We start from the raw sequence: 16,485 nt of genomic DNA on the forward strand, positions 1-16,485 counted from the left end.
GCCAATCGTGCTCGTACTTGACTGGCCGCTACGCTACGTCGGCCGCTGAATCATTCACAGCAGCCAGGCGCGTCGACGCGATCGCGTGATACGCCTGGCTCGTCTCACATCCGACCCACTGCAGGCCGGCTTCGCGCGCGGCGACTAGAAACGTCCCGGAACCGGCGAACAGGTCGCACACGACGCCGCCATCGGGCACCAGGCGCACCACGTCGCGCGCCAGCTCGATCGGCTTTTCAGTGACGTGTTGCTTCGGGAGCGCCAGGCGCGTCGGAAACACGCCGGGCAGGTACACGTCGCTATCGTTCATCGGCCCGCGGCTCGCCCATACGATGAACTCGGCCTGTTGCGCGAATCCACCTCGGCGCGGCCGCGTACGGCCCGGCGTCTTGTCCCATACGGCGATGCCGCGCAGCGTCAGGCCGGCTGCCTGCACTACATCCGTCAACGTCGCGAGCTGGCGCCAGTCGATAAAGCAAACGAGCAGCGCGCCGGGCTTCATCGCGCGGCGGGATTCGGTCAGCCAGGCGTGGCACCAGAACGCCCAGGCGCGTTGGTCCATGTTGTCGCCTTCGAAGTCTGTATAGACCGCCTTCGTGTCGCTGTTGATGTACTTCTGGCTCGGCGCACGCGATCGCGCGGACAGGTGCAGACCGCCCGACGCGTACGGCGGATCGGTGAATACCAGGTCGACGGACTGATCCGGCAGTGTGCGCGCCAATGCGAGCGCGTCGACACGATGAAGCTGGTTGAGCATCGGGGCAATGTCGGCCGCGGGCGCGGCGTCGGAAATGTGAATCGTCATGGGTCAGAGGCAGCGTGAAAGGGACACCCGCGACGTGTGCATAACACGTCGTTGAGCGTGTAACACCGATTGTCGACGCACGTTTGCTCGCGCGCGCGACGAGCATGATGTACCCACAAGCACGACATTTGCATTCGCTCGCGTCACGCGAGGGCGGCCGGCAACATGGTCGGCATGGATGCGAACGAAATTCAACGGCAGGCACGCAACGCCGTGCGCAAGGGCTCGATTCTCGATGTCGACTACGGCGCTGGCCTCTGTCGCGTCGCGGTCGGCGAATCCGCCGACGACGGCCTGCAAACCAACTGGATTCCCTGGCTCACACCGGCGGCCGGCAGCACGCGCGAATGGCTTCCGCCGACGAAAGGCGAGCAGGTCGTCCTGCTCGGCCCGATGGGCGATTTCGCGCAAGCCGTCGCGCTGCGCGGCATTTACTCGGACGCCGCGCCGGCGCCGGACAACTCTCCGAACACCCATACCCGCGTCTACGCGGACGGCGCGCGAGTCAGCTACGACCATGCGGCGCACTCGCTGACGGCCGAGCTTCCGGCCGGCGCGACCGTGCGCGTCATCGCACCAGGCGCGGTCATCGTGCAGACGAAGGACGCGACCGTTCAAGCCGAAAACATCCTGCTCGACGGTGACGCGACCGTGACGAAATCGCTGACCGTGAAAGGTCCGTTCGCGTTCGAGTCGGGCATGACCGGTAAGGGCGGCGAAGGCGGTTCTGTCATGAAGATCGACGGTCGCGCCGAGTTCACTGACGACGTTGTCGCGCGCAACGTCAGCCTGGTCGAACACCCGCACGACGCGAAGGGCGAATTCGCCCGCACGTCGAAGCCGATCCCGGGGGCAGCATGAAGGGTATGAACGCTGTCACGGGTCGCGCGATTTCGGGCGTCGACCACCTGTCGCAGTCGGTCGGTCGGATTCTGACGACCCCGCTCGGATCGTGCATCCAGCGCCGTTCGTTCGGCTCGGAATTGCCCGACCTGATCGACGCGCCGACCAATGGCTCGACGCGCATTCGCCTGTATGCGGCCGCCGCGACTGCGCTGATGCGCTGGGAACCGCGTCTGACCGTCACCCGCGTGCAACTCGTGGCGGATACCAATGATGCGTTCGCCGGTCAGCAGCTCGTCGACATCGAAGGATGGACCGACGAGCGCGACGAACCCGTATCGCTGCGCGTGCTTGTGCCGAACGGAGTCGGCGCATGAGAACGACCCCGATCGACCTGTCGCAACTGCCGGCACCCGATATCGTCGACCCGATCGATTTCGAAACGCTGTTCGCCGAACGTAAAGCGCGACTCATTTCCCTGTACCCAGCCGATCAACGGGCCGAGATCGCCGCGACGCTCGCGCTCGAATCCGAACCGTTGACGCGATCGTTGCAGGAGAACGCCTATCGCGAAGTGCTGCTGCGCCAGCTCATCAACGACAAGGCGCGCGGCATTCTGCTCGCGTACGCGCGCGGCACGACGCTCGAACACATTGCCGCCCTCTTCGATGTAGAGCGCCTGGTCATCTCGGCCGGCGATCCCGAAAACGGAGTCGATCCGGTCTACGAAGACGACGACAGCCTGCGCGAGCGCGTGCAGCTCGCGCCGCGCGGTTTCTCCGTCGCCGGTCCCGAAGAGGCGTACGTGTTCCATGCGCGTTCGGCCGATGGCCGAGTGCTGTCTGCCGCCGCGTTCAGCCCGGAACCGTGCGTGATGGTCGTCACGATCCTGTCGCGCGAAGGCGACGGCACCGCGAGCGACGAGTTGATCGAGATCGTGAAGAGGAATCTGGAAGGTAAGCGACCGCAGACCGACGAAGTGATCGTGCAGAGCGCGAAGATCGTGCGCTATGCGATCCGCTCAACGCTGCGCTTCTTCTCCGGCCCGGATCGCGCCGTCGCGCTCGCGGAAGCGAACAAGCGCACGGCGAAGTTCGCCGCCGACATGCACCGCATCGGCATGGAAGTGACGGTCGACGGCCTGCACGCGGCGATGCGCGTGGCGGGCGTGCAGAAGGTATTGCTCGACTCGCCGGCCGGCGGCGTCGCCGTGACGGGCGAGCAGGCGCCGTACTGCACGGGCATCGAGCTGATCGACGGCGGGGTCGCGGATGAATAAGCCGATGCCCTCGTTGCTGCCGCCGAACGCGACCGCGCTCGAGCGGCGCCTGGCCGAGACCAATGCGCGAATCAGCGGCATCCCGGTCGACATCGGCACGCTGATGGATCCGGACGCGATCCCGCTGGCGTTCCTGCCGTGGCTCGCCTGGCACGTCGGCGTCGAGACCTGGAAGGACTACTGGCCCGAGCAGGTCAAGCGCGCGCGCGTGAAAACAGCGATCCGCATTGCGCGCATCAAGGGCACGGCCGAAGCCGTGCGCCAGGTATGTGCGTCGTTCGGCGCGAACGTGGCGATGCGCGAATGGTTCGAGATGACGCCGCGTGGCCGGCCGGGAACGTTCGACATCGTGCTGACGGTCGGCAGCCGCGACGGCGTGCCGGCGACTGCCGAATACGTCGCCGACATCCGCGCGGAAGTCGATCGAGCGAAGCGCGGTACCGCGCACTACACCTTCAAGCAGGGCTTTGACGCGACCGCCACGCAGCGCGTCGGCGCCGGCGCGCGCGCCGCGGTCTATTGCCGTCTGTCCCTCTCGGATACCTGAAACATGGCTGGAAACCTGATCCAAATTACCGACGCCGGTCGTGCAGCGCTTGTCGCGCCCGACAACACCGGCACTGTCGCGCGCCGTGTCGTAGAAATCGGGTTGGGCACCGCGGCGTTCGCATTCGACAAGGGCATGAAGACCCTGCCGAACGAGCGCAAGCGCGTGACCACGTTCGGCGGCGACAACGTCGCGCCCGACACCGTACACGTCGTCATCCAGGACGACTCAGACGACCAGTATTCGCTGTACGCATACGGCCTGTACCTCGACAACGGCGTGCTGTTCGGCGTCTATGTGCAGAGCACGCCTATCCTCGAAAAATCGCCCGCGGCCATGCTGCTGCTGGCGAGCGATACCGTGTTCGCGTCGATCGACGCGGCCCTTCTCCAGTTCGGCCCGACGACGTTTCTGAACCCGCCGGCCACGACCGAGCGCAAGGGCGTCGCTGAACTCGCAACGCAGGCCGAAGTCGACGCCGGTGCGGATGACACGCGCATCGTCACGCCGAAGAAGGTAGCGGCCCGGTATGCGGCGCTCACGGGCGCGGCATTCTCCGGACCAGTCTCCGTCGCCGGCACCGACGCTGGCGGCGCCCACGTCCGGGCGATCGGCGGAGAATACGGCGCGTTCCTGCGCGTGGACGGGAAAACCGCCGCGCTGCTGTCGACCAAACAAGGCGACGCAATCGGGACGAGCAACGGCATGTTGCCGTTCTGCTGGTCGCTCCTGACCGGCAAGGTCACGATCGACGGCACCGGCCGCGGCGCAGAATTCGGCGGTGCCGTCGAAGTGGCTGGCGACCTGTCGGTCGGTCAAAGCGCGGCCGAAGCGCATATTCGGCTGGGTCCCACCGATGGCTACCTGTACAGCAGCGCGCAAAGCGTCGGCTTCTGGTCGCCCACGAAAGGGGCGTTTCAGTACCTCTTCGCCGATCGAACTTTTCGCATCGACGGCAAGCTCACCTGGCACGAAGGCAATCTCAACCCACTCGACAAGACGAAGGGCGGCACCTTGGGCGGCGACCTCACGTTCGCAGCCGGAAAGCGCCTGATCCTCGCGGAAGGCAGTCTGGCCAGCCCGTCCCTCACGTTCGCGAACGACGGCGCGCCGGATACCGGCCTGTACCACAGCGCCGACGGGCAGTTCGGTGTGACCTGCAACGGCGCATCCGTTGTCCGCTTCACACCGACCCTCGCCGCATTCGACCAAGCCGTAACCGGCCCAACGCCGCCGACAGGCGACCGCTCGACGCGCTTCGCCACGACGGAATGGGTTGTTCAGCGCATGGCGACCCAAGAGATCGGCACGATCCTCCTCGAAGTACGCACGAGCGTGCGAGCGGGCTGCCTGAAGCTGAACGGCGCGCTGCTCAATCGAGCCGACTACCCCGAGCTGTGGGCCTACGCGCAAGCGAGCGGCGCGATTGTTGCGGATGCTGATTGGGGTGCGAAGGGGTTCTTCGGCTGCTTCTCGCACGGTGACGGCGCAACGACGTTCCGCATCCCGGAGTTTCGCGGGGAATTTCCGCGCTTTTGGGATGACGGACGCGGCATCGATACCGGCCGCGGCATTGGCACGTTCCAGATATTTCTCAACGCGTCGCATGCGCACGGCGCGTCGGCCGCTGCTGTCGGCGACCACGCGCACTCGGCCTGGACCGATGTACAGGGACATCACAACCACCCACTTCACGATCCCGGCCACGCCCACGGTGTGCGGATGGGCCGTGTTGGTGTCGTCGCGACCTCCTACGGCCAAGGCTGGGGGCCGTACAACTGGGACCGCCAGGACATGCACGGCACCGAAGGTTCCGGCACCGGTATCTGGATCGACGCCACGGGCGAGCACGGCCACAACGTCGGCATCGGCGGGGCCGGCAGCCACTCGCACGCAATCACGATCGGCGCGGACGGCGGCAACGAAGCGCGGCCGCGCAACATCGCGCTGCTCGCCATGATCCGCGCCTACTAATCCACGGACCTCGAACCATGCTGATTCACCACTACAACCCGACGACCGGCGAATATCTGAGCAGCAGCCAGCCCGACGCCGATCCGCGCAACGACAACCGCTGGCTCGTTCCCTCGTTCGCCACGTTCGACGCACCGCCACCGCGCACGCCGACGACCTGGCCGTTCTATCGCGACGGCGCGTGGTTCCTGTTGCCGGACTTCCGTGGGCGCGTTTGCTACCGCACCGACACCGGCGAGCCGGTCGAGATCGCCGTGGCCGGCAAGACGCCCGACGACCTGGAGCTGACGACCGAGCCGCAACCGTCACCGCGCCATGCGTGGATCGACGGCGCGTGGACGGTTCCCCCCGAGCTGATCGCACGCGAAAAGCGCGACGCCGCGATGGTCGAGTTCGAACGGCTGATGGAGATCGCACGCCGCGCGAACGCGGGGAAAGCCGACGCGTATGCCGCCGGCCTGCTCGACGACGAAGGCACCTACTACTTCAAAGCTTGGTCCGCGTACCAGATGGCGCTCGTCTCCGCGATCAACGCCGACACGTTTCCAGACGCTGTGGCGTGGCCCGCGACGCCCGCGCCATACGTTGCGCCGGCCGAGCCGATCGAACCGCCAATCCCGGCCTCCGTCACGACGACCTGACAGCGGGCTCTCCCGTTTCCTCTCACCCGCATACCTATAGGAGCTGCACACCATGCCGCAGGATTACCACCACGGCGTACGCGTCATCGAAATTAACGAAGGCGGCCGGCCGATTCGCACGGTCTCCACGGCCGTGCTCGGCATCGTCTGCACCGGCGCCGACGCCGACCCGGCAGCGTTCCCGCTCGACACGCCGGTGCTGCTGACGAACGTTGTCGCCGCAGTTGGCAAGGCCGGCACGAAGGGCACGCTGCGCCGCACGCTCGACGCGATCGGCAAGCAGACGAAGCCCGTCACCGTCGTCGTGCGCGTCGCGGAAGGAAAGGACGAAGCCGAGACGACCACGAACGTTATCGGCACCGTCACGCCGGACGGCAAATACACCGGCATGAAGGCGCTGCTGGCCGCGCAGGGGAAGCTCGCCGTGAAGCCACGCATCCTGGTCGCGCCCGGTCTCGACACGCAGCCCGTCGCCGCGGCATTCGCGACGATCGCGCAATCGCTGCGCGCGATGGTGTACGTCGCCGCGCACGGCTGCAAGACGAAGGAAGAGGCGGTCGCGTACCGCAAGCAGTTCGGCCAGCGCGAAATCATGGTGATCTGGCCGGATTGGCTCGGCTGGGACGACGTAACGAACTCGACCGTCGCTATCCCGGCACCGGCGATCGCGGCGGGCCTGCGCGCGAAGATCGACAACGACATCGGCTGGCACAAGACGCTGTCGAACGTCGTCGTCAACGGCGTGACCGGCATCAGCGCGGACGTGTCGTGGGATTTGCAAGACCCGGCGACGGACGCTGGCTATCTGAACGAGAACCAGGTCACCACGCTTATCAACCGGAACGGCTTCCGTTTCTGGGGCTCGCGCACGTGCGACGCGGACGGCAAGTTCTTCTTCGAGAACTACACGCGCTCGGCACAGGTGATCGCCGACACGATCGCCGAAGAACAGATGGGCGTCGTCGACGGGCCGCTCAACCCGTCGCGCGCGCGCGACATCATCGAGAACATCAACGCGTGGTTCCGCCGCGAAATCTCGGTCGGCAATCTGATCGGCGGCGGTGCCTGGTACGACCCGGAGCCGAACACGACCGACGAGCTGGCATCGGGTGGCACGTGGATCGACTACGACTACACACCGGTCCCGCCGCTCGAAAACCTGAAGCTGCGCCAGCGCATCACCGATCGCTATCTCGCCGATTTCGCCTCGCGCGTGTCGGCCTAACCTGGAGTCACACACATGGGTATGCCCCGCAAGCTGAAAGGCTTCAACCTGTTTCACAACGGCACCAACTTCGTCGGCGAGACGAAAGAAATCCAGCTCCCGAAGCTGTCGCGAAAGATGGAGGACTACCAGGGCGGCGGCATGAGCGGCCCGATCCCGATCGACTTCGGGCAGGAAGCAATCCAGCTCGAATGGACGTGCGGCGGCTTCATGGAGGATGTCGTTCGCATGTACGGCATCACCACGCACGACGGCGTGCAGCTCCGCTTCTCGGGCGGCTATCAGCGCGAGGATTCGAAGACCTACGATTCGGTCGAAATCGTCGTGCGCGGCCGCCACAAGGAAATCGACATGGGTTCAGGCAAGCCGAAGGAAGACACCGATTTCAAGGTCACGACGGCGGCCAGCTACTACAAGCTGTCCATCAACGGTCAGGAGCTGATCGAGATGGATTTCATCAACATGATCGAGAAGATCAACGGTAACGACCTGCTCGCCGGTCTGCGCCAGGCAATCGGCCTGTAACCGCTTGCTCCCATCGCGCCCGCGCACGCCGCGGGCATCCCTTTAGATCATCATCAGGACACGCAACATGACGACCCTCGACACCAACAACACCCCCACCGGCGGCGCCGTACTCGACGCGATCGCGGCCAACACGCACGCCTTCGACACGCCGATCGTGCGCGGCGAACAGACCATCACGCACGTCACCCTCGCCAAGCCCTCGGCCGGCGCGCTGCGCGGCACGTCGCTCGCGGCACTCGTGAACCTCGACGTGGACGCGCTGCGCAAGGTGCTGCCGCGCATCAGCACGCCGACGCTGACCGAGATGGATGTCACGTTGATGGATCCGGCCGACCTCGTGGCATTGGGGGGTATCTTCGCCGGTTTTTTGATGCCGAAGGCGCTGAAAGCGAGCATGGAATCCCAGAACGCGTAGAGGACGCGATGGCCGACGTCGCGACGGTGTTCGGATGGACACCGCGCGACATGGACGACCTTTCCCTTTCTGAGCTGATGGATTGGCGCGAGCGCGCCCGGATACGAAGCGGACACGAGTAACGATGGACAACGCCCTGAAACTGCGCGTCATGTTCGACATGGTCGACAACTGGACGAAGCCCTTGCGGAACATGCTGAACAGCAACAAGGGGCTCGCGCAGTCGTTGAAGGCGACGCGCGGCGAGCTTGCCGAACTCGGCAAGCAACAGAAAGCCGTCGCCTCGTTCCGCGAAATGCGCGCCGGGCTCGCCGACACCACGAAGAAGCTCGGCGCGGCGCAATCCAACGTGAAGGCGCTCGCTGGCTCACTGCATGCATTCGGTCCGCCCACGAAGCAGATGGTCGCCGACATGGCGCGCGCGCGCCAGGCAGCGTCGCGCCTGCGCGCCGAGCAGAAAAAGCAGGCGGCCGCCGTCGACGAGATGCGCGGCCGACTCGCGCAGGCCGGCATCGAGACGCGCAACCTCGCGCAGCACGAACGCGCGCTGCGCTCGAACATCGCGTCGACGACGGCCACGGTGCAGGCGCAGACGCGCCAGCTCGAAGCGCTGTCGGAACGCGATAGAAAGCTCGCGGCGGCACGCGGCAAGATGCAGGCAATGCAGGGTGTCGCGGGCGGGATGGCGATCGGCGGTTACGCCGCCCGCTCGACCGGCATGCGCATGCTCGGCGGCCTCGGCGGCACGCTCGACGAAGCCAAGAAGATGACGAACGAGCGCGCGCGCATCACGGCGCTCGGCCTCGGCGACCAGGCGACGCAGGACGCCGAGAAGTACGTGCGCGCGATGAAGATGATGGGTGTCAGCACGTCCGACAACATGACGCTGATGCGTGATGCGCTGTCGATTTTCGCGGACGAGCATCACGCGCAGATGGTCATGCCGACGCTCGCGAAAATGAAGTTCGCCAACGAAGCACTGTTCGGCGCGGAAGACGCACACGCGAACGAAGAGAAGTTCATGAACATGCTGAAGGTGATCGAGCTGCGCGGCGGCACGAAAGACGAAGCGACGTTCAAGAACGAAGCGAACATGGTGCAGAAGGTGCTGTCGGCGACCGGCGGCCGCGTCGGTGGCGACGAGTGGCGCAACTTCATCCAGACGGGCGGCGTCGCGGCGAAACAGATGCGCCAGGACGCCTTCTATTACCAGATGGAGCCGCTTATTCAGGAAATGGGCGGCCACGGCGTCGGCACCGGCCTCATGTCTGCGTATAGCAACGTCTACCAGGGTAAGACGACCGTGCGCGCGGCGAAGGAGATGATGAATCTCGGCCTGGTCGACAAGAAGAACGTCGAATACAACAAGATTGGGATGATCAAACGGATCAAACCGGGCGCGCTGCTCGGCGGCGATCTGTTCAAGGCGTCGCCGCTTGAATGGCTGGAAAAGGTATTGCTCCCGCAAATGGCGAAGAAGGGCATCACGGACCCGGACAAGGTGAAGGACATGATTTCCACGATCTTCACCAACCGGACCGCCGCGAACCTGTTCTCGACCATGTACATGCAGCGGAACCAGATTCACAAGAATGAAAAGCTCAACCGCGGCGCATATGGTATCGATGACGCGGCGAAGCTCGCTGCGCTGCAAACCCAGGGCAAGGAAAACGACCTGCTCGCGAAGGGTCGCGACTTGCGGCGCGAGATCGGCGAGCGCATCGCGCCGCTGTACAACGCGGCGCTCGACAAGACGCGCGAGATTGTCGGCAACCTCATCGGCCTGATTCAGCGCCACGGCCCGGCGGCGAAGGTCATTCTGTCCGTGCTCGCCGCGTTCGCCGCACTGCTCGTCGTCATGGGGACGTTCACGATCGCGCTCGCCGGCGTGCTCGGACCGCTCGCGATCGTGCGCTTTTCCATGACGACGCTCGGCATCCAGGGCGGCATCCTGTCACGCGCGCTCGGCATCGGCGCCGCTGCCTGGCGCATGTTCGCCAGCGCCGCCCTGTTCGCCGGCCGCGCAATGCTGATGACGCCGATCGGCCTGGCAATCACGGCAGCCGTCGTCGTCATCGCGGGTGCGGCCTATCTGATCTACCGGTACTGGAAGCCGATCAGCCGCTTCTTCGCCGGGCTCTGGAAGGGAGTACTGCAGGTCGTCAACAGCGTGACCGGCGCGATTACGCAATACCTGATGAACTGGACGCCGCTGGGTTTCATCGTCGACCACTGGAACGACCTGAAGGCCATCACCGCGGCAATCTGGACGCTCATCAAGGCCGGCATCGTGTCAGCCGCGCAATCGATCGCCGACTTCTTTATGAACTGGACCCTCGTAGGCGTCATCGTCCGTCACTGGGACGAAATCAAGGCGGCTGCCGGCGCGGCGTGGAGCTGGATTGCGGACACGGCAATGTCGGCCGGCCGGGGCATTGCCGACTTCTTCATGAACTGGACACTGCTCGGCGTCGTCATCCGACATTGGGACGACATCGTCGGATTCATGTCCGGCCTAGTCGGCCGTTTCACAACGATCGGCGGACAAATTATCGACGGCATGGTGGCTGGTTTCCTCGGCGGCATGGGTGCTGTCCGGCAGGCCATTCACAACGTCGGCGAAAACGCGATTGCATGGTTCAAGGAAAAGCTCGGCATTCACAGCCCGAGCCGCGTGTTCGCCGAGCTGGGCGGATTCGTCGGCGAGGGGGCGGCGCTTGGCATGGCAGGCGAACAACGCGGCGTCGCGCGCGCGGCGCTCGGGCTCGCGACGGCCGCCGTGACCGGATTCGGTACACCCGCGCTGTCGACGGCAGCTCCCATTGTGCCAATCGACCGGCGGCCGCCAATCGCGGCGTCGGGTCCGGCTGCAGCGTCGTCTGCATCGGCCGCCGCGCCGGCGTCGATCATCATCAACATCTACCCGCAGGCCGGCGACGATCCGCGCGCGATCGCGCGCGCCGTGGCCGCCGAGCTGGATCGTCGCGAACGCGCGCAGCGTGCGCGCGCCGGCTCGCGCCTGTCCGACTGACATTCACGGAGGATCTGTCCCATGTTGCTGTCGTTGGATCAATTCGTGTTCAGCCTGACTACCGCGCCCTTCCACGAGCTGAAGCGGCGCCGGAACTGGAAGCATCCGAAGAAGTCGCGTATCGGCGCGCGCGATGCTCGCCAGTACACCGGCCAGGGCGACGATGTCATCACGCTCGACGGTCTCATCGCGCCGGATCAAATCGGCACGAGCGCGTCGATCGAGCAGCTCGTCCAGATGGCGAACGTCGGCGAAGCGTACGTGTTGGTCGACGGTCTCGGGACCGTCTACGGCGCATACCTCATCGTGGGCCTCGACGAAACGAGGCGTTACTTCACCCGCGAAGGCACTGCGCGCAGGATCGAATTCACGTTGACGCTCGAATGCGTCGACGACGACGCGTTGCGTATCGAGCAAGACGCGTCGCTGGCCGATGATTCGGAAACCGACGATGCAACGGACGCGGAGCCGAAGGCATGACGACGCGTGCTATGGAACACTCGAACGCAGCCGTGTATCGGCTCGAACGTGTTGAGCCGATGGCCGACTACCGCATCACGCTCGGCGGCCGCGACATCTCGCGGCGGTTCCTGCCGCGGCTCGAATCGCTGACCCTCACGGAATCACGCTCTGACGATGCGGATACCATCGACCTCGTGCTCGACGACTCGCGCGGCGATCTGGCGCTGCCGAAGCGTGGCGACGAAATCAAGGTGTCGATCGGCTGGGCTGGCGAGCAGCTCGTCGACAAGGGCACGTTCGTCGTGACCGAGTTCGAGCACAGCGGCGCGCCCGACACGCTGACCGTGCGGGCACGCTCGGCATCGATGTCGAACGGCATGCAGGAGCGCCGCGAGAAGAGCTGGCACAAGCAGACGATCGGCTCGATCGTGCGCGCGATCGCGGCACGCTACAAGCTGACGCCCGCCGTCTCTGACGCCCTGGCGAAGATAGTGATCGCGCACATCGACCAGACGCACGAAAGCGATATGTCGTTTCTGACGCGCCTGGCGAAGCGCTACGACGCCGTGATGAACGTCAAGGATTTGCGGTTGCTGTTCACGCCGATCGGCACCGGCAAGACCGTCAGCGGGAAGTCGTTCCCGGTGTTGAACCTGACGCGCGCGAGCGGCGATCAGCATGCGTACCACGTGTCCGAACGCGAGAATTTTTCGGCCGTGCGTGCGCATTACCACTCGAACGGCAAGGCGAAACGGAAGTCAGTGATTGTGGGCGGGGAGAACAACAAGAACGTGAAGGTGCTGCCGGAGGACTACGCGACGGAAGCCGAAGCGCGAGCCGCGGCGCAGGCCGAGTTCAAGCGCATGCAGCGCAGCCAGGCGACGATGCGGTATTCGCTCGCGCGCGGCCGTGCCGATCTGTTCCCCGAAATGCCGGTCACGCTGTCGGGCTTCAAACCGGAAATCGACGAGACCGCGTGGCTCGTGAAGAAGGCAACGCACACGATCGACGGCGACGGCGGATTCGCGACCGCGCTCGACCTCGAAATGCGCGACGATCCGACGACCGAGCGGCACCGGTCGCATTTCAGGAAGGCGAAGTAAGCGTGCGCGCTAAGATATGATCAAACGGAATCGGTGAGGATGGAATGAGCGAACTACTGGAGTGGGTCGAGAAGTCTGCGATCGAGAATTTGAAAGCACATCACGCGTGTGCGGACGTGATCGCGAAGGATGCGGCTACAACGTTGACGGTGTTTCTCGCCGCACTGGGCGGTGGCCTCGCCTATGCGGCGAAAGCACTCGAACAACACAACCTGAACTGGCTTTCAGTCGGAGCGATGGCATTTACTGGCTGGTTTCTCGTTTTGAGCCTGCTGCTCGTCTGGAAATGCCTGATGTTCCGGGAATTGCCATCAATCTACAACGAGCCGCGACACCTCTATCAACCGGAGTTTTCTGTCGATGATTTGAAAGAGGCCGAGATTCACGGCCTTCAGCGGCGCATCAATGCAGCAGCGAAAAGCAATGCGAAAGTGGTCAAGTCAATGAACAGGCTACGGCTTGCAGCCGCAGCCAGCCCGATCGTGTTTATCGTTGCGGCGGCTTCGGCGTGGAAGGTTGTTGGCTAGGAGTGCCCTTGTTGAATCCGTCTCGCGTCGGTCCGCGATATACAGGCTGCGGGTCCGGTACGACGGGCTTATTGTTGTTGGAACTCATGCTTGCTCCGGTTGTTTTCAGGTGTAGGAGCCGGTAAACATACCAGAGTGCTTTCACGACCCGCTTTGGCGGGTCTTTTCATTTTTATCCGATGATCCGGCGGCGCCGGTCATCCCTTCAAGAAGCGGAGATAGTAAAAAGCCCGCACGCGGCGGGCTTCAGATTGCTTGCTATGGGAGACGCTCAGCGCGCCCTTTAGTGATCGTTCATATTCGCACGGATTGGCGGCCCGTCGTCGCACCGCCCAAGCGCCGCGCGGGCGACACGAAGATTTCCCATCGCCTGAATCGCAACTTCGAGCACGTGGCTGACCGACTGCATGGCATCGTCGATCGCTGCACGTGCAACATCGCGCTCGCAGCCGGTCATGTCCGAACGGACTCGCCCACCGCCCATCGCTTGGGTGCGTGCGTCCGTATGACGGGCGGCTATGCCAATCGTGCCGTTGTTGTGCTTCATGTCGATGCTCATTCTCCTGGTCCCTCACAAACATGTTCATGGACCGACGACACGCAACACGACGCGGTTGCCTCGGAATATCCCACGTCGCCAGCATCGCCGGCTTTCAGGATGCTAACTCAATACTGGATGGATATACAGTGTTTGTGTGAAGAATGGCTGGCGGGCGACGACGCGCCCGGACTACTTCTTTCCGTCCTTGGCAGCCCGCTCGGCGCGCAAGCGTTCGATTTCGGCCATCGCACGATCCACGTTTTCCGCTGCCCGCTGGTCCAGCGCTGCGCGGCGATTTTCCGGCAGGCGTTTTGCGCGCTGCGGTGTGCCCGTCTTGAGCATGACGGCTTGATTTAGAACGCTGCCAATAAACGACTGCAGGGTTGCTTTGCCTGTTTCGTTGAGTTGTCGATACATGGCGACGAGTTCGGCCTCTTCGCCGGCGCCTTTCACCTCTTCCGTCTCATGCTCGGCAGCAACCCGTTCGCCGGTCAGCACGTAGTAGATGTCGACGCCTAATGCGCGGACGCTCAACAGATAGCTTGCATCCGGCGACCGCTCGTCCGATTCATATGCGGATTGTGAACGCCGAGTGATGCCGCCCACAGCGGCAAATTCGTCCTGGCTCAGCCCGATCCGCAAGCGCTCTTCCCGTAAGCGACTCCCTACGTGAGACATAATTTTCCTAATATCATTGACGAGACGTTTTTTGCTCATTACACTGGCCTTACCGTAACGCAAGGCTAACGATCAAAGTATACCGACCATGACCACCGCCAAAGGCCCGCGCCGATCACCACGCGGCACCCTGTCGGACAAGCCCGTATACGTCCGGCTGACATCCACTGAGCGCGACGAGCTCGAACGATTCGCCGCGCAGCGCAATCGCTCGATTTCGAGCATGGCGCGCGAGCTGATCCGCATCGGCGCAAGCCAGCTTCGCGCCGTCCCTCGTTCCCGTTCCGCCCGCTCGTGAATTGAGGAGCCCGCATGTATCCCGATCCCAAGCGCATTCGCAACAACAAGCACACCGTCCGCTTCGACGACTACGAGCAAGCCGTGCTGACGGCCCTCGCGAACTACCAGGGCGAACAGCTCGCCGTGTTGATTCGCGAAATCGTGATGCGCGAAGCCACCGCTGTGCTCGCCGAACGCAATGCCACGATTCTGGACCACGCCGGCGCCTGAACGAAGGCACCGAACCGCCAACAATGAGTAGCTCCTACGATGCCCGAAACCAGCACGGAGATTTCTTTCTCGGATGCCGACCGCGACGTGCTGGAACGTGTGCGCCAGCAGTACAGCCTCCCGTCGATCGAGGCGGCCGCCGAGTGGCTCGTGAAGCGTCGCCTGCGCCTCACTTCGAAGCAACTGAACGGTCGCGGCCGCGCCCTGTATCTCGTCCGGAGTAAGCCGAAATGCGCATCCTGAACCGCTGCCCCCACTGCCGCACGCGCGCGACCGCACGCAGCAGCCGCGAAATGTCCCAGACCTTCCGGGAAGTCACGTACCAGTGCAACAACGTCGAGTGCGGCCACACGTACGTCGTGAACATGGAGTTCGCCCGAACCCTGTCACCGTCCGCGACCCCGAATCTGTCGCTAAACCTGCCGCTCTCGCCAAACGTGCGCGAGCGTCTCGTCGAGCAGCTCGAACTGCCCGTCTAGCGCCCTAAACCCCTTCCCCTGTTTTCCCCTCGCATCGTGCCTATCCGGCGCGAGGGACTTTTTTTGCCTGAAAAAAGGAGATCAGCATGGCCACTCTCGCTTCTATCGCTGTCGTGATGCCGTTCGATCCGACCCGTCTGTCGCTTGCCAAACGCCGCGAATACCTGCGCGCACTGTGGCGCGCCGACATCGATCCGCTCGTGTTCGTCGGCACCGCGCGCCGGCTCGGCTACGCGCTGGGCTGCCATTGGGACGCCGAGGCCGGCATGCCCGTCCTGACGCCCATCGTTCTGCACTGATCCGATGCGCGCGCCCCTCACCGACGTCGACCTGCGCGCGATGTGGCGCCGCCTGCGCATGGTCGGAAATTTCGACGCCCTGTGCCCGGCCGCCCGCCACGCATTCGAATGCACGGCGAACGTATGGCGCGATCGAGAACCCGCGCCCGAGTTGCCGGCCGTCGACGGGAAACGCCGCGCCGCGAACGACTTCGACTGACCTATCCGCGCCGGCCGCCGGCGCCCTCATCTGGAATCACCCCATGAAGCCCTACGTTTTCAGCATCGGCGTGCTGCTGATGCTTTCCCTCTCCCTCACCGGCGTCTACTACCTGGCCACCGATGTGCTGCGCCTATTCGACGTTCGAAATGCTCGCGCGATCGCTTTCCTGATCGGCTTCGTCGCGATGTTCGTGCTGGTCGCGGCGCTCGCCTGGTCCGTCCCGCCGCGAGGGTGATGCGATGGAGATCGAACTGAAACTTGGCAAGCGGAAATGGCTGCTCGAAATGGTCGACGAGGTGCGGACGGCCGAACTCGGCACGTGGGCATGCGTTCTGCTGAAGATCGAAATCTGCAACGTGCTCAACTCGCTCGGCGGCATGACCGGGGAGTGGTGAA

At 64.3% G+C, this 16,485-nt stretch carries 25 protein-coding genes; 22 read left to right on the plus strand and 3 right to left on the minus strand.

The genetic code is table 11. From position 1 onward, the window contains the following. Positions 1-28: 28 nt before the first annotated feature. A complete protein-coding gene (locus OEJ37_RS26165) occupies positions 29-805 on the minus strand; it encodes a DNA-methyltransferase (protein ID WP_098154701.1) in 777 nt (258 codons plus the stop codon). Between the two features lie 174 nt (positions 806-979). Between OEJ37_RS26165 and OEJ37_RS26170 the strand changes: the two genes are divergently transcribed. From OEJ37_RS26170 to OEJ37_RS26235, 14 genes are all read left to right on the plus strand, one after another. Further along, the gene (locus OEJ37_RS26170; protein WP_098154830.1) at positions 980-1,666 is read left to right on the plus strand and encodes a phage baseplate assembly protein V; all 687 of its coding nucleotides are present in this window, start codon (positions 980-982) and stop codon (positions 1,664-1,666) included. Next, complete coding sequence (locus OEJ37_RS26175; protein ID WP_263346989.1) at positions 1,663-2,025, plus strand: GPW/gp25 family protein; 363 nt, start codon at positions 1,663-1,665, stop codon at positions 2,023-2,025. Before OEJ37_RS26170 ends, OEJ37_RS26175 begins: the two co-directional genes overlap by 4 nt. After that, on the plus strand, positions 2,022-2,927 hold the full coding sequence (locus tag OEJ37_RS26180; RefSeq protein WP_263346991.1) for a baseplate J/gp47 family protein: 906 nt from the start codon (positions 2,022-2,024) through the stop codon (positions 2,925-2,927). Before OEJ37_RS26175 ends, OEJ37_RS26180 begins: the two co-directional genes overlap by 4 nt. Continuing rightward, a complete protein-coding gene (locus tag OEJ37_RS26185) occupies positions 2,920-3,474 on the plus strand; it encodes a phage tail protein I (protein WP_098154704.1) in 555 nt (184 codons plus the stop codon). Before OEJ37_RS26180 ends, OEJ37_RS26185 begins: the two co-directional genes overlap by 8 nt. Before the next feature lie 3 nt (positions 3,475-3,477). Continuing rightward, the gene (locus tag OEJ37_RS26190) at positions 3,478-5,448 is read left to right on the plus strand and encodes a phage tail protein (protein ID WP_263346994.1); all 1,971 of its coding nucleotides are present in this window, start codon (positions 3,478-3,480) and stop codon (positions 5,446-5,448) included. A 17-nt stretch (positions 5,449-5,465) separates the two neighbouring features. Continuing rightward, entirely contained in the window at positions 5,466-6,089 is a 624-nt protein-coding gene (locus OEJ37_RS26195; RefSeq protein ID WP_263346996.1) for a tail fiber assembly protein, read from the plus strand. Positions 6,090-6,141: 52 nt separating this feature from the next. After that, a complete protein-coding gene (locus OEJ37_RS26200; RefSeq protein ID WP_263346999.1) occupies positions 6,142-7,314 on the plus strand; it encodes a phage tail sheath protein in 1,173 nt (390 codons plus the stop codon). 15 nt (positions 7,315-7,329) lie between these two features. Further along, on the plus strand, positions 7,330-7,839 hold the full coding sequence (locus tag OEJ37_RS26205) for a phage major tail tube protein (protein ID WP_016038198.1): 510 nt from the start codon (positions 7,330-7,332) through the stop codon (positions 7,837-7,839). Between the two features lie 67 nt (positions 7,840-7,906). After that, positions 7,907-8,257, plus strand: coding sequence for a phage tail assembly protein (locus OEJ37_RS26210; protein ID WP_263347005.1), 351 nt, complete (start codon positions 7,907-7,909; stop codon positions 8,255-8,257). 8 nt (positions 8,258-8,265) lie between these two features. Further along, complete coding sequence (locus OEJ37_RS26215) at positions 8,266-8,379, plus strand: GpE family phage tail protein (protein WP_078040551.1); 114 nt, start codon at positions 8,266-8,268, stop codon at positions 8,377-8,379. Positions 8,380-8,381: 2 nt separating this feature from the next. Beyond that, positions 8,382-11,288, plus strand: coding sequence for a phage tail tape measure protein (locus OEJ37_RS26220; RefSeq protein WP_263347010.1), 2,907 nt, complete (start codon positions 8,382-8,384; stop codon positions 11,286-11,288). 21 nt (positions 11,289-11,309) lie between these two features. After that, positions 11,310-11,768, plus strand: a complete 459-nt coding sequence (locus OEJ37_RS26225) for a phage tail protein (RefSeq protein ID WP_176025579.1) — start codon at positions 11,310-11,312, stop codon at positions 11,766-11,768. Continuing rightward, positions 11,765-12,853 carry a phage late control D family protein gene (locus OEJ37_RS26230; RefSeq protein WP_263347013.1) on the plus strand — a complete coding sequence of 363 codons (1,089 nt, stop codon included), beginning with the start codon at positions 11,765-11,767 and terminating at the stop codon, positions 12,851-12,853. The genes OEJ37_RS26225 and OEJ37_RS26230 overlap by 4 nt, the downstream gene beginning before the upstream one ends. 44 nt (positions 12,854-12,897) lie before the next feature. Beyond that, positions 12,898-13,380 carry a hypothetical protein gene (locus OEJ37_RS26235; protein WP_263347015.1) on the plus strand — a complete coding sequence of 161 codons (483 nt, stop codon included), beginning with the start codon at positions 12,898-12,900 and terminating at the stop codon, positions 13,378-13,380. A gap of 283 nt (positions 13,381-13,663) precedes the next feature. Here the strand turns inward: OEJ37_RS26235 and OEJ37_RS26240 are convergent, their stop codons facing one another. Together OEJ37_RS26240 and OEJ37_RS26245 are read right to left on the minus strand one after the other, a co-directional pair. Next, positions 13,664-13,939 carry a hypothetical protein gene (locus OEJ37_RS26240; protein ID WP_263347016.1) on the minus strand — a complete coding sequence of 92 codons (276 nt, stop codon included), beginning with the start codon at positions 13,937-13,939 and terminating at the stop codon, positions 13,664-13,666. Between the two features lie 171 nt (positions 13,940-14,110). Then, complete coding sequence (locus OEJ37_RS26245) at positions 14,111-14,638, minus strand: helix-turn-helix domain-containing protein (RefSeq protein ID WP_263347017.1); 528 nt, start codon at positions 14,636-14,638, stop codon at positions 14,111-14,113. A 49-nt stretch (positions 14,639-14,687) separates the two neighbouring features. On the opposite strand from OEJ37_RS26245, the gene OEJ37_RS26250 reads away from it, so the two are divergent. From OEJ37_RS26250 to OEJ37_RS26285, 8 genes are all read left to right on the plus strand, one after another. After that, positions 14,688-14,897 carry a hypothetical protein gene (locus OEJ37_RS26250; RefSeq protein WP_263347018.1) on the plus strand — a complete coding sequence of 70 codons (210 nt, stop codon included), beginning with the start codon at positions 14,688-14,690 and terminating at the stop codon, positions 14,895-14,897. Between the two features lie 14 nt (positions 14,898-14,911). Continuing rightward, on the plus strand, positions 14,912-15,109 hold the full coding sequence (locus OEJ37_RS26255) for a hypothetical protein (protein WP_016038189.1): 198 nt from the start codon (positions 14,912-14,914) through the stop codon (positions 15,107-15,109). A 39-nt stretch (positions 15,110-15,148) separates the two neighbouring features. Beyond that, positions 15,149-15,352, plus strand: a complete 204-nt coding sequence (locus OEJ37_RS26260) for a hypothetical protein (protein ID WP_016038188.1) — start codon at positions 15,149-15,151, stop codon at positions 15,350-15,352. Further along, positions 15,340-15,588: an ogr/Delta-like zinc finger family protein gene (locus tag OEJ37_RS26265; protein ID WP_016038187.1), complete on the plus strand. Its 249-nt coding sequence runs from the start codon at positions 15,340-15,342 to the stop codon at positions 15,586-15,588. Before OEJ37_RS26260 ends, OEJ37_RS26265 begins: the two co-directional genes overlap by 13 nt. 86 nt (positions 15,589-15,674) lie before the next feature. Further along, positions 15,675-15,887, plus strand: a complete 213-nt coding sequence (locus OEJ37_RS26270) for a hypothetical protein (protein ID WP_263347024.1) — start codon at positions 15,675-15,677, stop codon at positions 15,885-15,887. 4 nt (positions 15,888-15,891) lie between these two features. After that, complete coding sequence (locus OEJ37_RS26275) at positions 15,892-16,086, plus strand: hypothetical protein (RefSeq protein ID WP_017922426.1); 195 nt, start codon at positions 15,892-15,894, stop codon at positions 16,084-16,086. A 43-nt stretch (positions 16,087-16,129) separates the two neighbouring features. Further along, complete coding sequence (locus OEJ37_RS26280; protein ID WP_263347028.1) at positions 16,130-16,324, plus strand: hypothetical protein; 195 nt, start codon at positions 16,130-16,132, stop codon at positions 16,322-16,324. Positions 16,325-16,328: 4 nt separating this feature from the next. Further along, on the plus strand, positions 16,329-16,484 hold the full coding sequence (locus OEJ37_RS26285; protein ID WP_263347031.1) for a hypothetical protein: 156 nt from the start codon (positions 16,329-16,331) through the stop codon (positions 16,482-16,484). Position 16,485: the final 1 nt, after the last annotated feature.

It is taken from the genome of Burkholderia sp. BKH01 (assembly GCF_025685725.1).
Lineage (GTDB): Bacteria > Pseudomonadota > Gammaproteobacteria > Burkholderiales > Burkholderiaceae > Burkholderia > Burkholderia pyrrocinia_C.

Excerpts from the sequence above, each read along its gene's own strand:
- OEJ37_RS26165 (WP_098154701.1), bottom strand. The coding sequence starts at position 805 with ATGACGATTCACATTTCCGACGCCGCGCCCGCGGCCGACATTGCCCCG.
- OEJ37_RS26170 (WP_098154830.1), top strand. The coding sequence starts at position 980 with ATGGATGCGAACGAAATTCAACGGCAGGCACGCAACGCCGTGCGCAAG.
- OEJ37_RS26175 (WP_263346989.1), top strand. The coding sequence starts at position 1,663 with ATGAAGGGTATGAACGCTGTCACGGGTCGCGCGATTTCGGGCGTCGAC.
- OEJ37_RS26180 (WP_263346991.1), top strand. The coding sequence starts at position 2,022 with ATGAGAACGACCCCGATCGACCTGTCGCAACTGCCGGCACCCGATATC.
- OEJ37_RS26185 (WP_098154704.1), top strand. The coding sequence starts at position 2,920 with ATGAATAAGCCGATGCCCTCGTTGCTGCCGCCGAACGCGACCGCGCTC.
- OEJ37_RS26190 (WP_263346994.1), top strand. The coding sequence starts at position 3,478 with ATGGCTGGAAACCTGATCCAAATTACCGACGCCGGTCGTGCAGCGCTT.
- OEJ37_RS26195 (WP_263346996.1), top strand. The coding sequence starts at position 5,466 with ATGCTGATTCACCACTACAACCCGACGACCGGCGAATATCTGAGCAGC.
- OEJ37_RS26200 (WP_263346999.1), top strand. The coding sequence starts at position 6,142 with ATGCCGCAGGATTACCACCACGGCGTACGCGTCATCGAAATTAACGAA.
- OEJ37_RS26205 (WP_016038198.1), top strand. The coding sequence starts at position 7,330 with ATGGGTATGCCCCGCAAGCTGAAAGGCTTCAACCTGTTTCACAACGGC.
- OEJ37_RS26210 (WP_263347005.1), top strand. The coding sequence starts at position 7,907 with ATGACGACCCTCGACACCAACAACACCCCCACCGGCGGCGCCGTACTC.
- OEJ37_RS26215 (WP_078040551.1), top strand. The coding sequence starts at position 8,266 with ATGGCCGACGTCGCGACGGTGTTCGGATGGACACCGCGCGACATGGAC.
- OEJ37_RS26220 (WP_263347010.1), top strand. The coding sequence starts at position 8,382 with ATGGACAACGCCCTGAAACTGCGCGTCATGTTCGACATGGTCGACAAC.
- OEJ37_RS26225 (WP_176025579.1), top strand. The coding sequence starts at position 11,310 with ATGTTGCTGTCGTTGGATCAATTCGTGTTCAGCCTGACTACCGCGCCC.
- OEJ37_RS26230 (WP_263347013.1), top strand. The coding sequence starts at position 11,765 with ATGACGACGCGTGCTATGGAACACTCGAACGCAGCCGTGTATCGGCTC.
- OEJ37_RS26235 (WP_263347015.1), top strand. The coding sequence starts at position 12,898 with ATGAGCGAACTACTGGAGTGGGTCGAGAAGTCTGCGATCGAGAATTTG.
- OEJ37_RS26240 (WP_263347016.1), bottom strand. The coding sequence starts at position 13,939 with ATGAGCATCGACATGAAGCACAACAACGGCACGATTGGCATAGCCGCC.
- OEJ37_RS26245 (WP_263347017.1), bottom strand. The coding sequence starts at position 14,638 with ATGAGCAAAAAACGTCTCGTCAATGATATTAGGAAAATTATGTCTCAC.
- OEJ37_RS26250 (WP_263347018.1), top strand. The coding sequence starts at position 14,688 with ATGACCACCGCCAAAGGCCCGCGCCGATCACCACGCGGCACCCTGTCG.
- OEJ37_RS26255 (WP_016038189.1), top strand. The coding sequence starts at position 14,912 with ATGTATCCCGATCCCAAGCGCATTCGCAACAACAAGCACACCGTCCGC.
- OEJ37_RS26260 (WP_016038188.1), top strand. The coding sequence starts at position 15,149 with ATGCCCGAAACCAGCACGGAGATTTCTTTCTCGGATGCCGACCGCGAC.
- OEJ37_RS26265 (WP_016038187.1), top strand. The coding sequence starts at position 15,340 with ATGCGCATCCTGAACCGCTGCCCCCACTGCCGCACGCGCGCGACCGCA.
- OEJ37_RS26270 (WP_263347024.1), top strand. The coding sequence starts at position 15,675 with ATGGCCACTCTCGCTTCTATCGCTGTCGTGATGCCGTTCGATCCGACC.
- OEJ37_RS26275 (WP_017922426.1), top strand. The coding sequence starts at position 15,892 with ATGCGCGCGCCCCTCACCGACGTCGACCTGCGCGCGATGTGGCGCCGC.
- OEJ37_RS26280 (WP_263347028.1), top strand. The coding sequence starts at position 16,130 with ATGAAGCCCTACGTTTTCAGCATCGGCGTGCTGCTGATGCTTTCCCTC.
- OEJ37_RS26285 (WP_263347031.1), top strand. The coding sequence starts at position 16,329 with ATGGAGATCGAACTGAAACTTGGCAAGCGGAAATGGCTGCTCGAAATG.